23 protein-coding genes and 1 tRNA gene are annotated in these 16797 nt (G+C 61.3%); 13 read left to right on the forward strand and 11 right to left on the reverse strand.

Annotated elements, in window-relative coordinates; all coding sequences use genetic code 11:
* Positions 1-3: 3 nt before the first annotated feature.
* The 4 genes from CFE42_RS15675 to CFE42_RS15690 all read left to right on the forward strand — a co-directional run bounded on the left by CFE42_RS15675 (position 4) and on the right by CFE42_RS15690 (position 3522).
* Positions 4-1311, forward strand: a complete 1308-nt coding sequence (locus tag CFE42_RS15675) for a replication-associated recombination protein A (protein ID WP_004631285.1) — start codon at positions 4-6, stop codon at positions 1309-1311.
* An 80-nt stretch (positions 1312-1391) separates the two neighbouring features.
* Positions 1392-2708, forward strand: a complete 1317-nt coding sequence (gene serS, locus CFE42_RS15680; RefSeq protein ID WP_004631284.1) for a serine--tRNA ligase — start codon at positions 1392-1394, stop codon at positions 2706-2708.
* 82 nt (positions 2709-2790) lie between these two features.
* Positions 2791-2880: transfer RNA gene (locus tag CFE42_RS15685), tRNA-Ser, on the forward strand.
* 51 nt (positions 2881-2931) lie between these two features.
* Complete coding sequence (locus CFE42_RS15690; RefSeq protein ID WP_004631283.1) at positions 2932-3522, forward strand: recombinase family protein; 591 nt, start codon at positions 2932-2934, stop codon at positions 3520-3522.
* Here the strand turns inward: CFE42_RS15690 and CFE42_RS15695 are convergent.
* Positions 3473-4030, reverse strand: coding sequence for a DUF2726 domain-containing protein (locus tag CFE42_RS15695; protein ID WP_004631282.1), 558 nt, complete (start codon positions 4028-4030; stop codon positions 3473-3475). The two genes, CFE42_RS15690 and CFE42_RS15695, sit on opposite strands and share 50 nt — an antisense overlap.
* Positions 4027-5076 carry a hypothetical protein gene (locus CFE42_RS15700; RefSeq protein ID WP_004631281.1) on the reverse strand — a complete coding sequence of 350 codons (1050 nt, stop codon included), beginning with the start codon at positions 5074-5076 and terminating at the stop codon, positions 4027-4029. The genes CFE42_RS15695 and CFE42_RS15700 overlap by 4 nt, the downstream gene beginning before the upstream one ends.
* 672 nt (positions 5077-5748) lie before the next feature.
* Here CFE42_RS15700 and CFE42_RS15705 point away from each other — a divergent pair.
* On the forward strand, positions 5749-5952 hold the full coding sequence (locus CFE42_RS15705) for a hypothetical protein (protein ID WP_238563801.1): 204 nt from the start codon (positions 5749-5751) through the stop codon (positions 5950-5952).
* Here the strand turns inward: CFE42_RS15705 and CFE42_RS15710 are convergent.
* The 7 genes from CFE42_RS15710 to CFE42_RS15740 all read right to left on the reverse strand — a co-directional run bounded on the left by CFE42_RS15710 (position 5917) and on the right by CFE42_RS15740 (position 10121).
* Positions 5917-7071 (reverse strand): zonular occludens toxin domain-containing protein, encoded by a 1155-nt coding sequence (locus CFE42_RS15710; RefSeq protein ID WP_004631279.1) that lies wholly within the window; start codon positions 7069-7071, stop codon positions 5917-5919. The genes CFE42_RS15705 and CFE42_RS15710 overlap by 36 nt on opposite strands.
* A gap of 10 nt (positions 7072-7081) precedes the next feature.
* Positions 7082-7399 (reverse strand): DUF2523 domain-containing protein, encoded by a 318-nt coding sequence (locus CFE42_RS15715; protein WP_004631278.1) that lies wholly within the window; start codon positions 7397-7399, stop codon positions 7082-7084.
* The gene (locus tag CFE42_RS15720) at positions 7399-7701 is read right to left on the reverse strand and encodes a virulence factor TspB C-terminal domain-related protein (RefSeq protein ID WP_238563800.1); all 303 of its coding nucleotides are present in this window, start codon (positions 7699-7701) and stop codon (positions 7399-7401) included. Before CFE42_RS15720 ends, CFE42_RS15715 begins: the two co-directional genes overlap by 1 nt.
* A gap of 1273 nt (positions 7702-8974) precedes the next feature.
* Positions 8975-9223 carry a major capsid protein gene (locus tag CFE42_RS15725; RefSeq protein WP_004631276.1) on the reverse strand — a complete coding sequence of 83 codons (249 nt, stop codon included), beginning with the start codon at positions 9221-9223 and terminating at the stop codon, positions 8975-8977.
* Positions 9220-9459: a hypothetical protein gene (locus CFE42_RS15730; protein ID WP_004631275.1), complete on the reverse strand. Its 240-nt coding sequence runs from the start codon at positions 9457-9459 to the stop codon at positions 9220-9222. The genes CFE42_RS15725 and CFE42_RS15730 overlap by 4 nt, the downstream gene beginning before the upstream one ends.
* A 100-nt stretch (positions 9460-9559) precedes the next feature.
* Positions 9560-9712: a hypothetical protein gene (locus CFE42_RS15735; RefSeq protein WP_004631272.1), complete on the reverse strand. Its 153-nt coding sequence runs from the start codon at positions 9710-9712 to the stop codon at positions 9560-9562.
* A gap of 55 nt (positions 9713-9767) precedes the next feature.
* Positions 9768-10121, reverse strand: coding sequence for a hypothetical protein (locus CFE42_RS15740; protein WP_004631270.1), 354 nt, complete (start codon positions 10119-10121; stop codon positions 9768-9770).
* A 50-nt stretch (positions 10122-10171) separates the two neighbouring features.
* Between CFE42_RS15740 and CFE42_RS15745 the strand changes: the two genes are divergently transcribed.
* Entirely contained in the window at positions 10172-10546 is a 375-nt protein-coding gene (locus CFE42_RS15745) for a hypothetical protein (protein ID WP_238563799.1), read from the forward strand.
* Positions 10547-10901: 355 nt separating this feature from the next.
* Here CFE42_RS15745 and CFE42_RS15750 read toward each other — a convergent pair whose 3' ends face one another.
* A complete protein-coding gene (locus CFE42_RS15750; protein WP_004631266.1) occupies positions 10902-11057 on the reverse strand; it encodes a hypothetical protein in 156 nt (51 codons plus the stop codon).
* A 113-nt stretch (positions 11058-11170) separates the two neighbouring features.
* Between CFE42_RS15750 and CFE42_RS15755 the strand changes: the two genes are divergently transcribed.
* The 7 genes from CFE42_RS15755 to gloB all read left to right on the forward strand — a co-directional run bounded on the left by CFE42_RS15755 (position 11171) and on the right by gloB (position 16006).
* A complete protein-coding gene (locus CFE42_RS15755; protein WP_004631264.1) occupies positions 11171-11566 on the forward strand; it encodes a c-type cytochrome in 396 nt (131 codons plus the stop codon).
* Positions 11567-11663: 97 nt separating this feature from the next.
* The gene (locus tag CFE42_RS15760; protein ID WP_004631262.1) at positions 11664-12272 is read left to right on the forward strand and encodes a twin-arginine translocation signal domain-containing protein; all 609 of its coding nucleotides are present in this window, start codon (positions 11664-11666) and stop codon (positions 12270-12272) included.
* Between the two features lie 120 nt (positions 12273-12392).
* Positions 12393-13961 (forward strand): GMC family oxidoreductase, encoded by a 1569-nt coding sequence (locus tag CFE42_RS15765; RefSeq protein ID WP_004631260.1) that lies wholly within the window; start codon positions 12393-12395, stop codon positions 13959-13961.
* A 38-nt stretch (positions 13962-13999) separates the two neighbouring features.
* A complete protein-coding gene (locus tag CFE42_RS15770) occupies positions 14000-14347 on the forward strand; it encodes a ribbon-helix-helix domain-containing protein (protein WP_004631258.1) in 348 nt (115 codons plus the stop codon).
* Positions 14348-14350: 3 nt separating this feature from the next.
* Positions 14351-14746, forward strand: coding sequence for a VOC family protein (locus CFE42_RS15775; protein WP_004631256.1), 396 nt, complete (start codon positions 14351-14353; stop codon positions 14744-14746).
* Positions 14747-14805: 59 nt separating this feature from the next.
* Complete coding sequence (locus CFE42_RS15780; RefSeq protein WP_004631254.1) at positions 14806-15219, forward strand: glutamate--cysteine ligase; 414 nt, start codon at positions 14806-14808, stop codon at positions 15217-15219.
* Positions 15220-15232: 13 nt separating this feature from the next.
* Entirely contained in the window at positions 15233-16006 is a 774-nt protein-coding gene (gene gloB / locus CFE42_RS15785; RefSeq protein ID WP_004631252.1) for a hydroxyacylglutathione hydrolase, read from the forward strand.
* A gap of 336 nt (positions 16007-16342) precedes the next feature.
* On the opposite strand, the gene CFE42_RS15790 is transcribed toward gloB, so the two are convergent.
* Positions 16343-16726: a DUF3489 domain-containing protein gene (locus tag CFE42_RS15790; protein WP_004631250.1), complete on the reverse strand. Its 384-nt coding sequence runs from the start codon at positions 16724-16726 to the stop codon at positions 16343-16345.
* Positions 16727-16797 lie beyond the last annotated feature (71 nt).

Raw genomic sequence — 16797 nt, forward strand, 5'->3', positions numbered from 1 at the left:
CACATGCCGCTGGCCGAGCGCCTCCGCCCCCATTCCGCCGACGATGTGATCGGCCAGCAGCATCTGCTGGGGCCGGGCAAGCCGCTGCGTGTGGCCTTCGCCTCCGGCGAGCCGCATTCGATGATCCTCTGGGGCCCGCCCGGGGTGGGCAAGACCACGCTGGCGCGGCTGATGGCCAACGCGTTTGACGCGGAATTCATCGCGCTGTCCGCCGTGCTGTCTGGCGTCAAGGACATCCGCGAGGCCGTGGAGCGTGCGGAGCAGTTTCGTGCCCACGGCCGCCGCACCCTTGTGTTCGTCGACGAGGTCCATCGCTTCAACAAAAGCCAGCAGGATGCCTTCCTGCCGCACGTGGAAAGCGGGCTGTTCACCTTCATCGGCGCGACGACGGAAAATCCCTCGTTCGAGGTGAACGGCGCATTGCTCTCGCGTGCTGCGGTGTACGTGCTCAAGAGCCTGTCGGACGACGAGCTGAAGCAGCTTGCCGAACGTGCACGTCAGGAGCTGGGCGGGCTGGAGTGGACGCCCGCCGCACTCGACGCCATCGTCGCGTCGGCCGACGGCGATGGCCGCAAGCTGCTCAACAACATTGAAATTGTGGCCCGCGCCGCGCGCGCGCAAGCGGATGGCGATGCGGTGCCCGCCGTTGACGAGGCGCTGCTGGCCTCTGCGCTGTCAGAAAATCTGCGCCGCTTCGACAAGGGCGGCGACGCCTTCTACGACCAGATCAGCGCGCTGCACAAGTCCGTACGCGGCTCCGACCCGGACGGCGCGCTGTACTGGTTCTGCCGCATGCTCGATGGCGGCGCGGACCCGCGCTATCTTGCGCGCCGCATCGTACGCATGGCGTGGGAAGACATCGGCCTGGCGGACCCGCGCGCCGGGCGCATCACGCTCGACGCCGCGGAAACGTACGAACGCCTGGGCTCGCCGGAAGGGGAGCTGGCGCTGGCCCAGGCGGTGATCTACCTGGCCATCGCGCCCAAGTCGAACGCCGGCTACAACGCCTACAACGCGGCGCGGGCCTTCGTCAGCCAGGACAAGTCGCGCAACGTGCCCGTGCACCTGCGTAATGCGCCGACCAAGCTGATGAAAGAACTCGGCTACGGCCATGCCTACCGTTACGCGCATGACGAGCCCGAGGCCTACGCCGCTGGCGAAACCTACTTTCCCGACGATCTGCCCGCGCAGAACTGGTACGTGCCGACGCCGCGCGGCCTGGAAGGCAAGATTGGCGAGAAGCTGCGGCACCTGCGCGAGCTGGATGCGCAGTGGCATGCCGAGCAGGACAAATCCTCCTGCAACAAATAATCCCTACGGGCCGGTACGATAAAATCGGCCTCTTCGGTCATTCAGATCGCTCGCAATCTTCGCTTTCCTTTTTCTCCACCATGCTTGATATCCAACTGCTGCGCAAAGACATCGACGCCGTCGCCGCGCGCCTCAAAGATCGCGGCTACGTGCTCGACGTGGCCGGCTTTGCCGCGCTCGAAGCGGAACGCAAGGCCATCCAGACCCGCACCGAAGAGCTGCAGGCCCGCCGCAACAGCCTGTCCAAGCAGATTGGCATGCTCAAGGGCAAGGGCGAGGACGCATCGGGCGTGATGGCCGAGGTATCGGGCATCGGTGACGAGCTGAAGGCGTCTGCCGCGCAGCTTGACGTGGTGCAGGCCAAGGTGCAGGACCTGATGCTGTCGATCCCGAACCTGCCGCACGAAAGCGTGCCGGCCGGCCGCGACGAGACGCAGAACGTGGAAGTGCGCCGCGAAGGCACGCCGCGCACGTTCGACTTCCCGGTCAAGGACCACGTAGACCTGGGCGCCGCGCTGGGGCTGGATTTTGACGCGGGCGCCAAACTGTCGGGCGCACGATTCACCGTCCTGAAAGGGCAGGTGGCGCGTCTGCATCGCGCACTCGCGCAGTTCATGCTCGACACGCACACGCTGGAGCACGGCTACACCGAGGCGTACGTGCCGTACATCGTCAACGCTGCTTCGATGCGTGGCACGGGCCAGTTGCCGAAGTTCGAGGAAGACCTGTTCCGCGTGCCGCGCAAGATGGGGCACAGCGCAGAAGAGGGAGACGGCGAGCGCGTCGAGAACTTCTACCTGATCCCGACCGCCGAAGTGCCGCTCACGAACCTCGTGCGCGACGAGATCGTGGCCGCCGATACGCTGCCGATGATGTTCGCGGCCCATTCACCGTGCTTCCGTTCCGAAGCCGGTTCGTACGGCAAGGACACGCGCGGCATGATCCGCCAGCACCAGTTCGACAAGGTCGAGATGGTGCAGATCGTGCAGCCTGAAGCCTCGGCCGCCGCGCTGGAGGCCATGACGAACTGCGCCGAGAACATCCTGCGCAAGCTGGAACTGCCGTTCCGCACCGTCGTGCTGTGCACCGGCGACATGGGTTTCGGCAGCACCAAGACGTACGACATCGAGGTGTGGATTCCGGCGCAGAACACGTATCGCGAGATCAGCTCGTGCTCCAACATGGGCGACTTCCAGGCGCGCCGGATGCAGGCGCGCTTCCGCAACGCGCAGGGCAAGCCTGAGCTGGTGCACACGCTCAACGGCTCGGGTCTCGCCGTGGGCCGCACGCTGGTGGCCCTGCTGGAGAACTACCAGAACGCCGATGGCTCGGTCACGGTGCCGACGGCACTGCGCCCGTATCTGGGTGGCCAGGAAGTGCTGAAGCCCGCAGTTTGATCGAGTGGCGCCGGGGCCCTCTTGATCTGGCCGGAAAAATTCTGTTATAGTCGCGGTTTCGCGATTCAGCGACCCAGTTACCGGAGAGGTGGCAGAGTGGTCGAATGTACCTGACTCGAAATCAGGCGTACCGGCGACGGTACCGTGGGTTCGAATCCCACCCTCTCCGCCATACCGCTAGGGCAATCGTACAATCCCAAGAAACAACAGTTTCAGGGGGTCTATGTTGTACGGGTACGCCCGAGTCTCAACGCAAGAACAAGAGACTCACGCACAAACCGACGCATTGGCGAAAGCTGGCGTCGGTTTTATTTTTTCCGAGAAGCGCAGCGGCGGAAGCATGGCCCAACGGCCACAGCTTGAAGCGCTGCTGCAAACCATAGGGCAGGGCGACACCGTAGTCGTCTACAAGCTCGACCGCATCGCGCGCTCGCTCAAGGACCTGCTCACCATCATCGAGCGCGTCGAATCCACCGGCGCACAATTCCGCTCGCTCACCGAGTCACTCGACACCAGCACGCCAGCAGGGCGCATGCTCTTTCACATGGTCGGCGCGTTTGCCGAGTTTGAGCGGGAATTGATCCGCGAGCGAACAAGGGTAGGGATGGCAGCCGCTGCACGACGCGGCGTAAAGTTCGGCAGACCCACGGCCATGACCGACGAAGAAGAAGCCGAGATGCTCCGACTATGGTTCACCGGAGCATGGACAAAGACGGCGCTAGCTCGCCGCTACAGCACCCACATCAGCAGCATCAAGCGTGCAATTAAACGCCATCACGAACGGCTTCAGCCGAGCTTGCTGGACGCGGCATAACAGGCTCTACCTGCGCAACCGACGCGGGACCAACAATCTCGATATGGTCACGCAGAATCACAGTGAAATCGATCTTAGATGACGTATACCGCCTCACCGGAATCCCCGCAGACGCCAACATCGCGTCACGCTCCGCATCCTTCGCCTTCGCTTTGACGGACCCGTGCGAACGTCCATCAAGCTCGATCACGTACAGAGGTCTAAAGGTGCGTCGCTCGCACACCAGAAAATCGACGTACTTCTGTGCGAACGCATTCCGACCACCATTGCGGCGCTCCGCTTCCCTCAAAAACGCCGACATGGCGACCTGCGGAAAAACGTGCGACGCCTTCAATGCAACGACGAGCCGCTCATACAACTCCGCTTCCCACTTATCCATCAACGCCGGTTTCGATGCCAACAACGCAGCCTGAGTTTTCGAAGCCAGCATCCCCCGCTTACTCTTGGCGATTGCAGCCAACACCGCAACTACAAGCACCACAATAAACAGCAGGAAAAGTACTCTCACGATGAACTCCGCCGAATAGGATCGGCAGATTCTATCTCGTCCAAATCCAGACCGTCCGGCTCAGCATCAACCACGAAGCCATCTTCCGCCAGGCTGAACCAGAAACACTTCCGACCATGCGACACGTAGGTACTCATGCCCTGCCAGTTGGCACCGCTCTCCACGAGGTAACGCATCGTTGCATCCATACCCTCGCGAAACGATGCATCATCCGTGTCAGCGCGAAACTGTCCAATCGTCTCGCGCTCCGGTATCTCGATACCCTTGCTTGACCAGTAGCGCCGCTCATTTAGCTTGTGGTGCGTTCCTTTCGTGATGTACTTGCTCAGGTACGCAGCAACGCGATGGACGCCCACGATGCGCCTACGGCCTTTGCTCTTCGGACCTTGGATATCGACATTGCCTTCGCCCTTGCCGACCACTGCATGCCACGCATCGCGCAGCGCGATGGCATCACGCCAACCGCGCACGCCCACGTGTATATGGATGCCTCCACTCTTGTGGTGTTCGATCACAGCAACGAAGTGAAACGCATCGCCCTCGCGCACCAAGCGTGAGTCTTTACGAACGCGACGGACGAAGGCTTTCCAGTCCCTTGCAGCACGCTCACGGTCGGCCATGAGGCCGCGATACGTCAGCGTCAAAAGATGATCGAGACGAGCCGTCTTTGCCAACTCACGGACCTTACGGCGTGCCCGCTGCATAGCCGACGCCATCGACTTTTCTTGATCCTCTGACTCACCACGCTTGGCGCGAGCCTTCGAAATCGAGATGCCGAACTTGCCTTCAAACGGGTTTTTGTAGTGACAGCGGACCGGGTAGCCAACCACCTCGCGTTGCCCATCGGGCCAGCGCCGAACGCGCACGATGATGTCGTCACGGATCGACTCTTCGCGGAAGCCTGCCGCTTCCAGCAACTCCGCCTTGCGTTGCTGATAGACGAGGGCGGGATGCTCTGGATCGCACATGCCCATCTGGCGCAGTTGTTCTGCGGACAAATGGAACTGACGATCATCATAGCTTTGTGCTATTGTGGTTTTCAGCATGACCGATGCCTGAACGTTTCCGGTTGTGCACACGCTCCGGGAGGTTTGCAGACCTCGCCGGGGCATTCTTTTTTTGGACCCTTCAATGTTGGTCCATCGTCCGCAAAGCCTTGCGGTTACTGCGTTGGTTCTAAAGTGTTAGTAATTCAAGTCTAGCGGCGCGCTGCGCGCGCCGCGTGCCCTCGCTGCCGCTCCGTCCCGCTGCGCGCTCAGCTCTCACGCACTACCCTCACTATCCCTTCCGTCGAAAAAATCGCCCAGCGGCCCGCCTGACGCGTCCAAGGACCAGTTAGAGGGCTTCGCCCTAGAGCGCGCTCGCCGCGCGCGGCCTCCCAGCTCGCTCACCAGGGTTGTCACCGTTCCGCCGAGTTCTCCGTCCCTTTCGCGAACATAGCGTCGTCTCTGTGGGCTTTCGCGGCATAAACGGCTGCCTCCCCACTGGCAAAAAACCGCCAGCGGGTCCCCTCCATTTATTCCACGTCCCACAGAGCCGCCGCTCTCATGTTCGCGGGACGAAGAACTCAGCGGAACGGTGACAACAGCAGCCCCGGGCAGCTCACCGAGAGAATCAGACGCCGGGACTCCGAATCTAGCGGCCCGGTAACTTTGAAAGGCGACCACCATGCAACAGCTTTCCCTCTCCCTGATCGGCGGACTCTGCAATGCACCCCTGTGGTTCGCCCCTGGGAGCAGCTCACGCTGCGCCTGCCCATCCGCCGCCTGATCCGCGCCGCCTCGCACTTCGTCTGGACCCGCCCGGACGGCAAGCAATTCGTCTGCCGCACCTTCCGCCAGCTCGTCGCACGCGTGTACGACTACGACGGCCATCTGCTACAGGGGCTACTCCGCTCGGTCACCGTCCGCAAACGCGCCTAGCTCGTCCACCCTGCGCGGCTTGCCCGACCCCACCACCGTGCGTTTTTTAGCTGCAGCTGCAGCTCGTTCTGACGGTCCGGAAACGTCAAGCGCGACGCGAACCTCCTGCGGGGGTGGCGGCGCAGTTGGAGCTAGCTGCGGGCGCTCGACATCCTTGGGCTTCTGGCCGTCTGGCTCGAACGCTTCGAAGAAACCACGCTTCACCACCTGGTCGCAGATCTGCACCGTGGTCTCCAGACGCGTGCCCTGCTGTGTCCAGCACTCGCACTCGCCCCGGATCCGCACGCAAGCCGCTGGCACCGGCACCCGCGTCGGTTTGGTGAGCTCGTCATAGGCCGGCGCCGTGTACTGCAGGCCAGCGACGCGCGGCGTGTAGCTCGCCATGTACTCCGCCGCCGTCACCGGCACAGCTCGCGTGCCCTGCACACCTGGCGCACCAGGCACCCCCGGAAGACCAGGCACACCACCAGCGGTCGCAACCTTCGGCGCCGCTCCAGCTGGATGCGACACCCTCCACAGCATGTAACCGCCCACCACCAGCGCCAGCACGACCATCACCGGCAACGCGAACAGCAGGTAATACTTACGCGGGATCGACTTCTTGTGCGTGTGCGCATCGGCGGACTTATACCACTCGAAAACCCGCTTCGGATAAGGAAACGTGCTATGCAACGCGCGCTTGAGATTCGCGTTCGTCGGGTCCTGCACCTTCTGCATCTTATACAAGTCCGCCTTCTGACGCCCCCACTGACGCACCAGGTGAATGTGCTCACCCGCAAGTTTCTTCAGATGGTTGTCGACCAGGCTCGGGTCCTGCGTCATGAAGAACAGATCGAAACCCTTGTGACGGTGCGTCTCCAACTCCGACACGTGCTGCGGCGGCTTCGAGCTGGAAGGCCGGGGCGGCATGACCTTCTGCACCTCATCGATCACGATGATCGATTTCTCGGGGCACTCGTGCCACTTCGTGGGGTCTTCCAGCTGCGACCACGGCAGCGAAAGCTCAGGGATGCCGTGATAAAAGACGGGGCGACTCTCCGCCTGGCGCTTCGCCTCCACGAAGGCGATGGTATACAGGCTCTTACCGTTACCCGGCTGGCCAGTGATGATCGTCAGCATCGCCCCGCCCTCACTTCTGAACCATCTTGCGCATCGAGCCGCCGCTCAAACCAGCGAGCGACGCGCGAATTGCGAGCGTGGTGAGGATCATGTTCATCGACGTGCCGACCTTCAGCACGCCGAGGATGCCCACCACGTTCCAGGGTAACGTTCCGGCACCGGCAACGTATTGCAGGAAAAGCCCCTTCATCCCGTCGAGCATCACCGAGAGACCGGTGTAGCTGACGAAACCGATACCGAGAGCGACCAACACACGGCCGACCAGCGAGACGCAGGCCTGCGCGAGAAAACCAACGATGGCCGAAGCCAACAGAGCAGCAAAAGGCATCAGAAACTCCCCTTAAGCATATAGACACACAGCATCAACGTGCTAAGCATGTTGAGATAGCCGAGCAGCTTGCCGATATCGCAAAGCGGCGAAGTCGAGATATGAAGCGTGGTGGCACCACCAGGCAGAGCCAACGGAATATTCAGATCCGGCAAGCACTGAGCAACGAACCCCATGTCATCAACGTTCGCGAACTTCGAGCTCATATCCACCTGATCGGCACCACCAGGCGTCGGCAACTTACCCGCCATCGGATCATTACCCGCCTGAATCTGCTGACCCAACTGAATCGACGGGTCCACACTCTTCTGCAGATCGCACCTGGTGTTCCACTGCTGACTGAGAATCGCGCAGCTGATCGCATCACCACTGCACGTCGGAGGCGCACTGCAATCAGCACCACCACTCGCACTGTCCTGCTTACACTGATCAGCACTCGGGTTCTGCTGGCAATACTGCTGTTGGGGCTGCTGAGTCGTCGTCGTACACGTCCCAGGTCCACCAGGCACAGCAGCACCCGTGCTAACTTGCGTACTCGAACACGGACTAGCTGCGACACCGCTCGCAGCTCCACCAGAACCCGACCCGCCACCACCTACACCACCACCGCCACCAACCACCACAGTCGTGGTCGTACAAGTGGTGCCATCACACGTTGTAGAGCTGTTGCTCGTACTGGAATTCGAGGCCGCAGGACTGCTGGCAGGAGCGTCCGTCGTCGTAGTCGACGTCTGACCGCCCGTGGTCTGAATCGGATAATCGATGCACACGTTCGCACCGTTGACCGTGCCGGAGTACTGCTTCGCACCACACTGCTTCGGTGGATCAGTCGGCGACGGTTGAGCAGCTGACGGCGTGCCAGTACCACTGCACGCACTGCCTGTTGAGCTCAAGCCCGTGTACTGCGCTGGATACCCACCAGTCTGACCAGGCGTCGCACCGGTCCAGTACGAGCTGTAGTTGTACGTGCACCCGCCCACGCATACCTGCGGGTTCAAAATCGTCTGCGTCGGGCTCGTACCGTTCGCTGTATTGCCACCTGGCGCGGACGCACCGGCAGCAGGACACGACGGAGGCGGAACGTACGGACCATTTCTGCCAATCCACGTGCCCGGCACCACGTTCCCATTGATCGTGAAATAACACATGGCCGCCGTCCCAGAATCGCCCAACCCAATCGACGACAAACTCTTCCCCGAAGCCACATCTCCATCAGTCAGCTGATTCATACAGGCCTGCTGCGCCGTGCAGGTGTAAGAGCTGCAGTTAGGTCCGCGACCCGAAAAATCAGACCAACCACTGGAACTGGGATCAACCACCGTAGCCTCAGAAACCGTACTCAGGCCACAGGCAAGCGCTACGACCAGTAGCGCACGAACCCGGAGGCCACGTGTCCAGATGCGCGCAGGATGCGAGAAAAACGACCAGGACATAGCTCACCACCCTCACGAGAAAAGAATCCATCCTGCCCCCGCCAGCGCCAGGATTACGAAGTAGCCTTCCATCACCGCCTCCAACGAAAACGGGGGCCGAAGCCCCCGCGTCTTGCCAGGCACAGGAGCGTGCCCCGCACCATCACTTGATCGGGCGCTTGACCCAGTTGTAGATCGCGATTGCGCCATACACGCCCAGCACGGCCAGACCGATCGCAGCGATCGCGGCGAGACCACCATTGATGGTCGACACCACCGACGACACGTCGACGGTCGTGCCCGACGTCTGCGCGTGTGCAGCACCGGCCAGGCCGACACCACTTGCAACCACCAGAGCCTTGCCGCAACCACGCGCCACCAGAGCCTTACCTGCGTTGAAAAACTTGTTCATTCTTCACTCCCATCACGTTGGAAAATGAGCCGACCAGCGGCCCGGAAAACGAAGGCGAGACCCCAACAACCAAGGATCGCGCCTCCAATCAGCGCACCGTCGCTCACCGACAGCGGCGGCAGCGCATGCAACAGCGCCACCTCGTCAGCAGTCAGCAGCAGATAACCCGTGCACGACGACGCAGAGGCGCTGTCGAGCTGAAACTGACCGTTGACGATTTGGACGCATTGAGCCATCACCGCCCCTTGATCGCGACCAGGTACTTGCGCGCGAAGCGCTTACGGTCGAGCCGGACAGCCGCCGACCGAACACCGAACCACGCCAGGATTGCCAGCATCACCACACCCCCATCAAGCCGCCGAGCTCACCGAGCCAATAGCGCGCGCAATCGCCACACTCCGCCACGACTTCCACAGAACCTTCACCGTGCGACAGACCGACCATCACCAGCAGCACAGACCGCAACGAACTCGCATTCACGTGTGACATCACGCCCTCCGTAAACTCATGAAGCCCTCCAAAGAGGGCTTCGCTTCACGCTGCATTACGACGCAGCAGCCTGCGACTTCGCAGCGTTGGCAGCAGGGCGCGGCGGCTCGACAGCGGCCTTTGCATCGACCGGCGTCAGGTCCACCACGCGCAACGTCAACTTCCCTTCGAACTGCCCCAGGCCCACCGTCGCCTCAAACTTCCCTGGACGAACCTGCCCGTTCAGATGCTTCGGCAGCATCACCATGCCCGGCATCGTCTCCGTTACCACCACACCCTCGGGATTGACGTACTCCGTCGTCGTCATGCACGCGCATTCCTCCATGTGGTACGGCTGCCCGTTCTTTTTCGAAACGCCCTCGCGAACGGTAATGGCGTGGATGTCGACAACAACGCGGTTCTTCTGCATGGCACTGCTCCTATTGGCGGACCGGTCCTTTCAGATGCCGGAAATGGTGTATGGTTAACGAACCGATAACTATCGGCACGAGCACTTCTCAGCATGAGAAGTGCTTCACCATGATAGGAGTTCGCAACATGAGAAGTACAATTGAAATACTTGATCGAGCAAGGGGATCCAATAGCGATTATTGGATTGCCAAACAAGTGGGCTCACAGCCGAGCGTAGTAAGCACGTGGCGCAAGCGCGGCCACGTAGGCCCCGACGCCATCGTGAAACTCTGCGAAATCGCCAAGGTTCCGGTAGCCAAGGGACTAGCGATATGCGCCTGGGAAACCATCACGGACAAGGACTTACGCGCCCGCGTGCAAAATGCCGTGTCTTTTAAGCGTCCGCTCAGGGCCTTGAAAAAGATGCTCCGGCTGGCTGCCTGAGCATTGCCCTAGCGGAAAGCTAGGGAGGGTTCGAAAAGGACCCTCTCCGCCAGCAAGTCCAGCGCCCCGGTCAAACGGAGCCTGGTTCGAACAAAGCCCCGCCATTGGCGGGGCTTTGTCGTTTACGCGTTCTTGGCAGTACCGTTAGCCGGTTTTGCTGCCGATATCGGTGATGAGTCAGGCGGGGATGAACCCGAGCAACTGGCGTTGGGTGGCCCAATCGATGGGCAATGGCACGTGCTGCCTGAGGGCATCCGAGGTCTGGACCGGCGTGCGTTTTCTCAGTGATCCTGGGCCGCAGCCTGGCGATCACGCCCCGTTTGTCGAAACACGAGCAACGGGGCGGCGTGGGGCGTTACTGCGCAACAAACAGAATGCCATGCGGATCTTGCAGGGCGGATGCGTTGCCCGAGGTGGAACGGTCATCGCGTGCGTTGAGACACAACAGCAGCGCAAGTTCGAACTTTAGTTCAGGCCCAGCCAGCCCATACTGCGCGCACGTTTGCGTCATTCCGACTCAATTGCTTCACAAGGGTTTCCCCTGTGAATAACGGGATGTGACCCGTGCCCTCATGCTTGCTCCTATAGTCCCATCAACTCCTTCATCAGAGAGGAGCCAGATCCATGATGGAGACGACACCCTTGAATATCCCGCCCAAGTCAAGTGAGGACGCGCACATGCAGACCCTGCGCGTCCTGTTCCGCAGCGCATTGATTGGCGCTGCTCTATTGGCGGCGAGCGCGTCGCATGCTGCACTGGATGTTGGCCGGGCCAAGGCGCTGCTCTCGCAGAATGCATGCCTTGGTTGCCACGCGGTCGAATCACGCGTGGTCGGGCCCGCCTACAAAGACGTGGCGGCCAAATACAAAGGCGGGAATCCCGTTGTCCTCGGTGCGCGCATCAAGTCAGGCGGGGCAGGAAAATGGGGTGAGATTGCCATGCCGCCTCAGGCCCAGTTGTCCGATGCGGATGCCAGGATTCTGGCTGCGTGGATTTTGGCCGACTGCCCCGATCAATGAGTTTAGCGAGCTGTCTTGCTGTTCGTGGTGACATTGTGAAAACGCGCGTCAGTCCGCCGCATGGCGACAAGCGCTGAACATTCTGGAGGTTACGCCTGTGAAAGTCATTCCCATTTCACATGATCAAGAACCGGGCGCGGCAGCTTCGAAGAAGGAACTGACGCTGACACGTAGAAGCATGCTCAAAGGTACCGGCGTGCTCGTGGGCACGTTGGCCATCGGCAGCCCGCTGGCGTTGCTGGCCCCGTCTACGGTGTGGGCTGTCGAGCTCAAGGCGCTGAGCAAGGCCGAGGGCGACACGCTGCTGCAGATGGGGCGTGTGCTGTTTCCCCACGCCAAGCTGCCCGACGCCGTTTATGCACTGCTCGTGAAAGACCTGGATGCAAAAGCCGCTCAGGACGCCCAGGCGGCCACGCAGTTGCACGAAGGTATTGCCGCGCTCGATAAGCTGGCTGGCGGCAGTTTCATCAAGGCCAGCGCAAAGAGGCGCCTGGCAGCGGTCAAGTCCATGGAAGGCAAGCCCTTCTTCAACACGGTTCGAGGCCAGTGCGTGACCTCGCTCTACGACAACGAAATGGCGTTTGCCACGTTCGGCTACCCGGGATCGGCGTGGGAAAAGGGGGGCTATATCACTCGCGGCTTCCAGGATCTGAAGTGGTTGCCAGCGCCGCCGGTGGAAGCGAGTCCGCCGCCGTTTCTGGGCTGATACGCGTCGCAACAACCCTCCGCTTCAAGCCCGTTAAGTGCTCGACGCAGAGCCGAGCCCGTTGACTGGAGCGAGACAAAAATGCCGGCGGCATGCTGGTGCGCAATACAGGAGACATGTATGGCAACGTTTGATTTCAGCGATGACTCGGTCGTCGTGATCATCGGTTCTGGCGCCGGCGGCGGCACGCTGGCCAACGAGCTGTGCCAGAAAGGCATCAAGGTCGTCGTGCTGGAAGCAGGCGGCAAGCAGTCGAATGCCAGCTTCATCAATGATGAATGGAAGGCCTTCAGCCAACTGGCTTGGCTCGACAAGCGCACGACCTCCGGAAGCTGGCGCATTGCCAAGGATTTTGCGGAACTCCCTGCCTGGATCTGCAAGACGGTTGGAGGTACAAGCACGCACTGGGCCGGCGCTTCTCTGCGCTTCCAGGAGCATGAATTTCAAGCCCGGACGCTCTACGGCGACCTCAAGGGAGCGAATCTGCTGGATTGGCCTCTCACGCTCAAGGAGCTGGAGCCGTATTACGCCAAAGCCGAAGACAAGATGGGCGTCACGCGCACCAATGGCATCCCGGGCCTGCCGGGCAACAACAACTTCAAGGTGATGTACAACGGCGCCACCCGGCTCGGCTATAAGGAAGTGCACACCGGCAGCATGGCCATCAACAGCAAGCCGCGCAAGGGTCGCGCACGCTGCATGCAGCTCGGCTTCTGCTTCGAGGGCTGCAAGAGCGGCGCCAAATGGTCGACGCTGTACACCGAGTTGCCCGAGGCAGACGCTACCGGCAATTTCGAGTTGCGCACGCAGGCGCATGTCACCCGCATCGAACACGATGACAAGGGGCGCGTGAATGCCGTCATCTATATGGACAAGGACGGCAAGGAACAGCGGCAAAAGGCGCGCATCGTCTGCGTGGCGGGGAACTCCATCGAAACACCGCGTCTGCTGCTGCTATCCGCTTCGAACATGTTCAAGGACGGTCTGGCCAATTCGTCGGGTCAGGTCGGCCGCAATTACATGCGCCATATGACCGGGTCGGTTTATGCGGCATTCAAGGAGCCTGTGCACATGTACCGCGGCACGACCATGGCCGGCATTGTGCGTGACGAGGCTCGCCACGATACCCGTCGTGGGTTCGTCGGCGGTTACGAACTCGAAACGCTGTCGCTGGGTATTCCGTTCATGGCAGCCTTTCTGAATCCGGGAGGGTGGGGTTCCGACTTCGCGTGGTGGATGGATCACTATACGAATTTGGCGGGTATGTGGCTCGTCGGTGAAGACATGCCGCGTGAGACGAACCGCGTTACGCTCAATACGAACGTCAAGGATCAATGGGGCAACTACGTGCCGAATGTGCACTTCGATGATCACGAAAACGACATCGCCATGCGCAAACACGCCTACACCCAGGCCGAGCGCATCTACGGTGCAGTCGGTGCGATCAAGACGTTCCGCACGCCGCCGTATCCCTCGACCCATAATCTGGGTACCGCCCGAATGAGCGCCCGCCCGCAGGATGGCGTCTGCAATAAATGGGGGCAGACACATGACATCGCGAATCTGTTCATCAGCGACGGCAGCCAGTTCACCACGGGCGGCTCGGAAAACCCGACATTGACCATCGTCACGCTCGCTATCCGGCAGGCTGACTACATTGCCAAGCAGATGTCGCAACGTTCGATCTGAGTGCCGCAGCGTCGGTTGACCCTCTGCAGGAGACTGCGATGTGTGAATTCTTCGTCACCGCTGATCCCATTCTTTATGAATCGCGTACGCGCTCCGTGCGCATTCATGGGGTACACACCAGCATCCGGCTGGAAAACTTTGTCTGGGATACCTTGGCGATCCTCGCCGCGGATGAAAACATGACCACCAACGCGCTGATCGTCCAGTTTCACGACGAGATCCTGCATCACAGGGGCGACGTTCAGAATTTCACGTCCTTCCTGCGGGTGACCTGTCTGCGCTACCTTCGTCGCAAATGCGACCAGCTCGAAGCTGCACGGCAGGCTGAGGGGGTGATGCAGGCACAGATGGCACCGCAGAAGAGAACACTACAGACTACCCACTGAAACATGGCCAAGCTCATCCATACGATGATCCGCGTGCGCGACCTGGACGCGTCGCTGAAGTTTTACCGCGAGGTACTGGACCTCACGCCCTCGCATACGCTCGATTTTCCGGACTTCGGGCTCGTCTACCTGCGCAATGCAGAGAACGATGTTGAACTGGAACTGACTTTGAACAAGGGCCGCCAGGAGCCCTACACCCACGGCGACGGCTATGGCCATGTGGCCGTGGTTGTCGACGATGTGGCCACCAAGCATGCCGAATTGCTCAGGGCGGGCTACGAGCCGCTGGCGGTCAAGGAATTCAAGGCAAACGATGCGTTGCTAGCCCGCTTCTTCTTCATCCAGGATCCGGACGGCTACAAGATCGAGGTGCTTGAGCGCCTCGGTCACTATCGCTGAGCGTGCCATCGCGCGGGCATGGCTCAGCGTGCCTGATCTGATCTCGGAAGCAACGCGCCATGATTCCTCATCTCTTCACCGCGCTCTCGGGCCCGCTTTCGGCTGTTACCAAGGATAGTCAGCCGCTTAGCCGCGTCATCATCCAGGAAGGGGTGCCGACGAGGGAGCGATTGCACGGCGCCGTGGCCGAACCTGTTGTCTACATGATCGGGCAGCACGTCGTGGGCGGTTTTTATCGGGCCAACGCCGGCAAGGGCGTGGACGAGCATCTGAATGCCCCGGGGGCGGTGTTTTCGCCCATGCTGCCGGTCGATCAATCCTCGCAATCGCGCTCGCTCTCGTTGTGCACTACGGATGAAGAGCCCAACCGCTTCTATCTATACGGAGTCGTCGGTCAACTGGCCGCGCTGGCGGCGAGCGATGAACTCAACGCCGCGCAAGCCGAGGCGCCGTCGGCGCTGGAATTTGCCTGAAGGCTGCCTCCCCATGTTGACACTTCGACCGTTGCCGGCGTTCGCTGACAACTACATTTGGGTATTGCATGATGAGCGACACGCTTGGGTCGTGGATCCTGGGGAGTCTGCACAAGTGCTCGACTATCTGCAGAAGCACGGTCTGGTTCTGCAGGGGATACTTCTGACGCACCATCACTCCGACCATGTCGGCGGAGTGCAGGCGCTGCGCCAGCAAACCGGTGCTGCTGTCTACGGTCCGGCGGGCGAGCCGATTCCCGAGCCTGCGCGCCGGCTGAGGCAGGGCGATCGGGTGGATGTCTTGGAGCAGCAGTTTGAGGTGATCGATGTGCCGGGACATACCGCCGGCCACATCGCTTATTTCAGTGCTGCCTGCCCCGATGGACCGCTCTTGTTTTGCGGGGACACGCTGTTTTCGGGAGGCTGCGGAAGGTTGTTCGAGGGCACACCGGAGCAGATGCTGGCATCTCTCGATACGCTCGCGGCCTTGCCGGCGCAGACGCAAGTGTGTCCCGCGCATGAATACACGCTAGCCAACCTGCGGTTCGCGCAGACGGTCGAACCATCTAACGAAGCTCTGGCCCGCCACGTGCGCTATTGCGAGATGTTGCGCGCGCAAGGATTGCCGACGCTACCGAGCCGCCTTGGGCTCGAGCGTCAGATCAACCCGTTCCTTCGCTCGCGCGAACCCAGCGTGCGGCAGTCGCTCAGTCAGTTGCCGTCAGCCAGTCTTGGTGATGTGCACGTCTTTGCCGCGCTTCGCGAATGGAAAAACAACTTTCAATGATCGCGCGCTGAGCGTGGCGCATCGGGTCGTTACGTGTCACAGGGTTCTGCTCGCCCCCTGCGCAGGCGGTTCTGTGGCGATATGACGGCGGCGAGGAACGCGTTCAGCAGGCTACAGGGTTGGGGAGTCACGTAGCGGTGACCTCGGATCGCTTGTCGGTGCGTCGCCAAGCGACCGCAGCTTTCGGTATACCCGCCGTGGGAGGCAACGGTGCTCCGCAGACATTGCTTGGCGTGGTGTACAAGTCCTCACTGCTGAACGCGTATTTCAGACTGAATCGGCCGGACGGCTGAGCGGCGTGCTGGGCTGTCTCAAGCCCCAGTTGGAAGGGCGCATTCAACGCGTCGAGTGATGACTGAACGCATCATTCCCCTCAACCGTTTCGCAGATCACCAGCAGTTGCAGGCGCTTGCGCAACACACCGCTGATCACGCCGCGCACGGAGTGGGCCTGCCATCCGGTGGCGCTCATCAGATCAGCCAGGCTGGCGCCGGAGGCTTGTTTGAGCAGGGCGATCGGTTGGGCCTGCTTGGTGGCGGGAGCCTCCACGGCTTCACTTGAAGCCGCAGCGGGAGGGGGCTTGGTGGCCCGGCGGCGACTGGCGGAGGCGGGGGCCTTGGCCTGAGTTGCCTTGAGGCCTTTACGGCTCTTCTCCGGACCGGTTGCAGACTTGGTCGTGGAGGCACGGCCGGGTGCCTTCGGGGTCGGGGATTTGTTCATCATGCGCTCCTGGTGTGGGCCGCCACGCTAGCCGCGGCGGTAACACCAGTAACGCTCTGAGGGGCGAAACA

It is taken from the genome of Ralstonia sp. PBBBR1 (assembly GCF_002256165.1).
GTDB classification, from domain to species: domain Bacteria; phylum Pseudomonadota; class Gammaproteobacteria; order Burkholderiales; family Burkholderiaceae; genus Ralstonia; species Ralstonia thomasii.

Excerpts from the sequence above, each read along its gene's own strand:
- CFE42_RS15740 (WP_004631270.1), bottom strand. The coding sequence starts at position 10,121 with ATGCAGAAGAACCGCGTTGTTGTCGACATCCACGCCATTACCGTTCGC.
- CFE42_RS15700 (WP_004631281.1), bottom strand. The coding sequence starts at position 5,076 with ATGCTGAAAACCACAATAGCACAAAGCTATGATGATCGTCAGTTCCAT.
- CFE42_RS15750 (WP_004631266.1), bottom strand. The coding sequence starts at position 11,057 with ATGACGCAAACGTGCGCGCAGTATGGGCTGGCTGGGCCTGAACTAAAG.
- CFE42_RS15775 (WP_004631256.1), top strand. The coding sequence starts at position 14,351 with ATGGCCAAGCTCATCCATACGATGATCCGCGTGCGCGACCTGGACGCG.
- CFE42_RS15790 (WP_004631250.1), bottom strand. The coding sequence starts at position 16,726 with ATGAACAAATCCCCGACCCCGAAGGCACCCGGCCGTGCCTCCACGACC.
- serS (WP_004631284.1), top strand. The coding sequence starts at position 1,392 with ATGCTTGATATCCAACTGCTGCGCAAAGACATCGACGCCGTCGCCGCG.
- CFE42_RS15715 (WP_004631278.1), bottom strand. The coding sequence starts at position 7,399 with ATGCCTTTTGCTGCTCTGTTGGCTTCGGCCATCGTTGGTTTTCTCGCG.
- gloB (WP_004631252.1), top strand. The coding sequence starts at position 15,233 with ATGTTGACACTTCGACCGTTGCCGGCGTTCGCTGACAACTACATTTGG.
- CFE42_RS15770 (WP_004631258.1), top strand. The coding sequence starts at position 14,000 with ATGTGTGAATTCTTCGTCACCGCTGATCCCATTCTTTATGAATCGCGT.
- CFE42_RS15675 (WP_004631285.1), top strand. The coding sequence starts at position 4 with ATGCCGCTGGCCGAGCGCCTCCGCCCCCATTCCGCCGACGATGTGATC.
- CFE42_RS15765 (WP_004631260.1), top strand. The coding sequence starts at position 12,393 with ATGGCAACGTTTGATTTCAGCGATGACTCGGTCGTCGTGATCATCGGT.
- CFE42_RS15690 (WP_004631283.1), top strand. The coding sequence starts at position 2,932 with ATGTTGTACGGGTACGCCCGAGTCTCAACGCAAGAACAAGAGACTCAC.
- CFE42_RS15745 (WP_238563799.1), top strand. The coding sequence starts at position 10,172 with ATGGTTAACGAACCGATAACTATCGGCACGAGCACTTCTCAGCATGAG.
- CFE42_RS15710 (WP_004631279.1), bottom strand. The coding sequence starts at position 7,071 with ATGCTGACGATCATCACTGGCCAGCCGGGTAACGGTAAGAGCCTGTAT.
- CFE42_RS15755 (WP_004631264.1), top strand. The coding sequence starts at position 11,171 with ATGATGGAGACGACACCCTTGAATATCCCGCCCAAGTCAAGTGAGGAC.
- CFE42_RS15725 (WP_004631276.1), bottom strand. The coding sequence starts at position 9,223 with ATGAACAAGTTTTTCAACGCAGGTAAGGCTCTGGTGGCGCGTGGTTGC.
- CFE42_RS15780 (WP_004631254.1), top strand. The coding sequence starts at position 14,806 with ATGATTCCTCATCTCTTCACCGCGCTCTCGGGCCCGCTTTCGGCTGTT.
- CFE42_RS15730 (WP_004631275.1), bottom strand. The coding sequence starts at position 9,459 with ATGGCTCAATGCGTCCAAATCGTCAACGGTCAGTTTCAGCTCGACAGC.
- CFE42_RS15735 (WP_004631272.1), bottom strand. The coding sequence starts at position 9,712 with ATGTCACACGTGAATGCGAGTTCGTTGCGGTCTGTGCTGCTGGTGATG.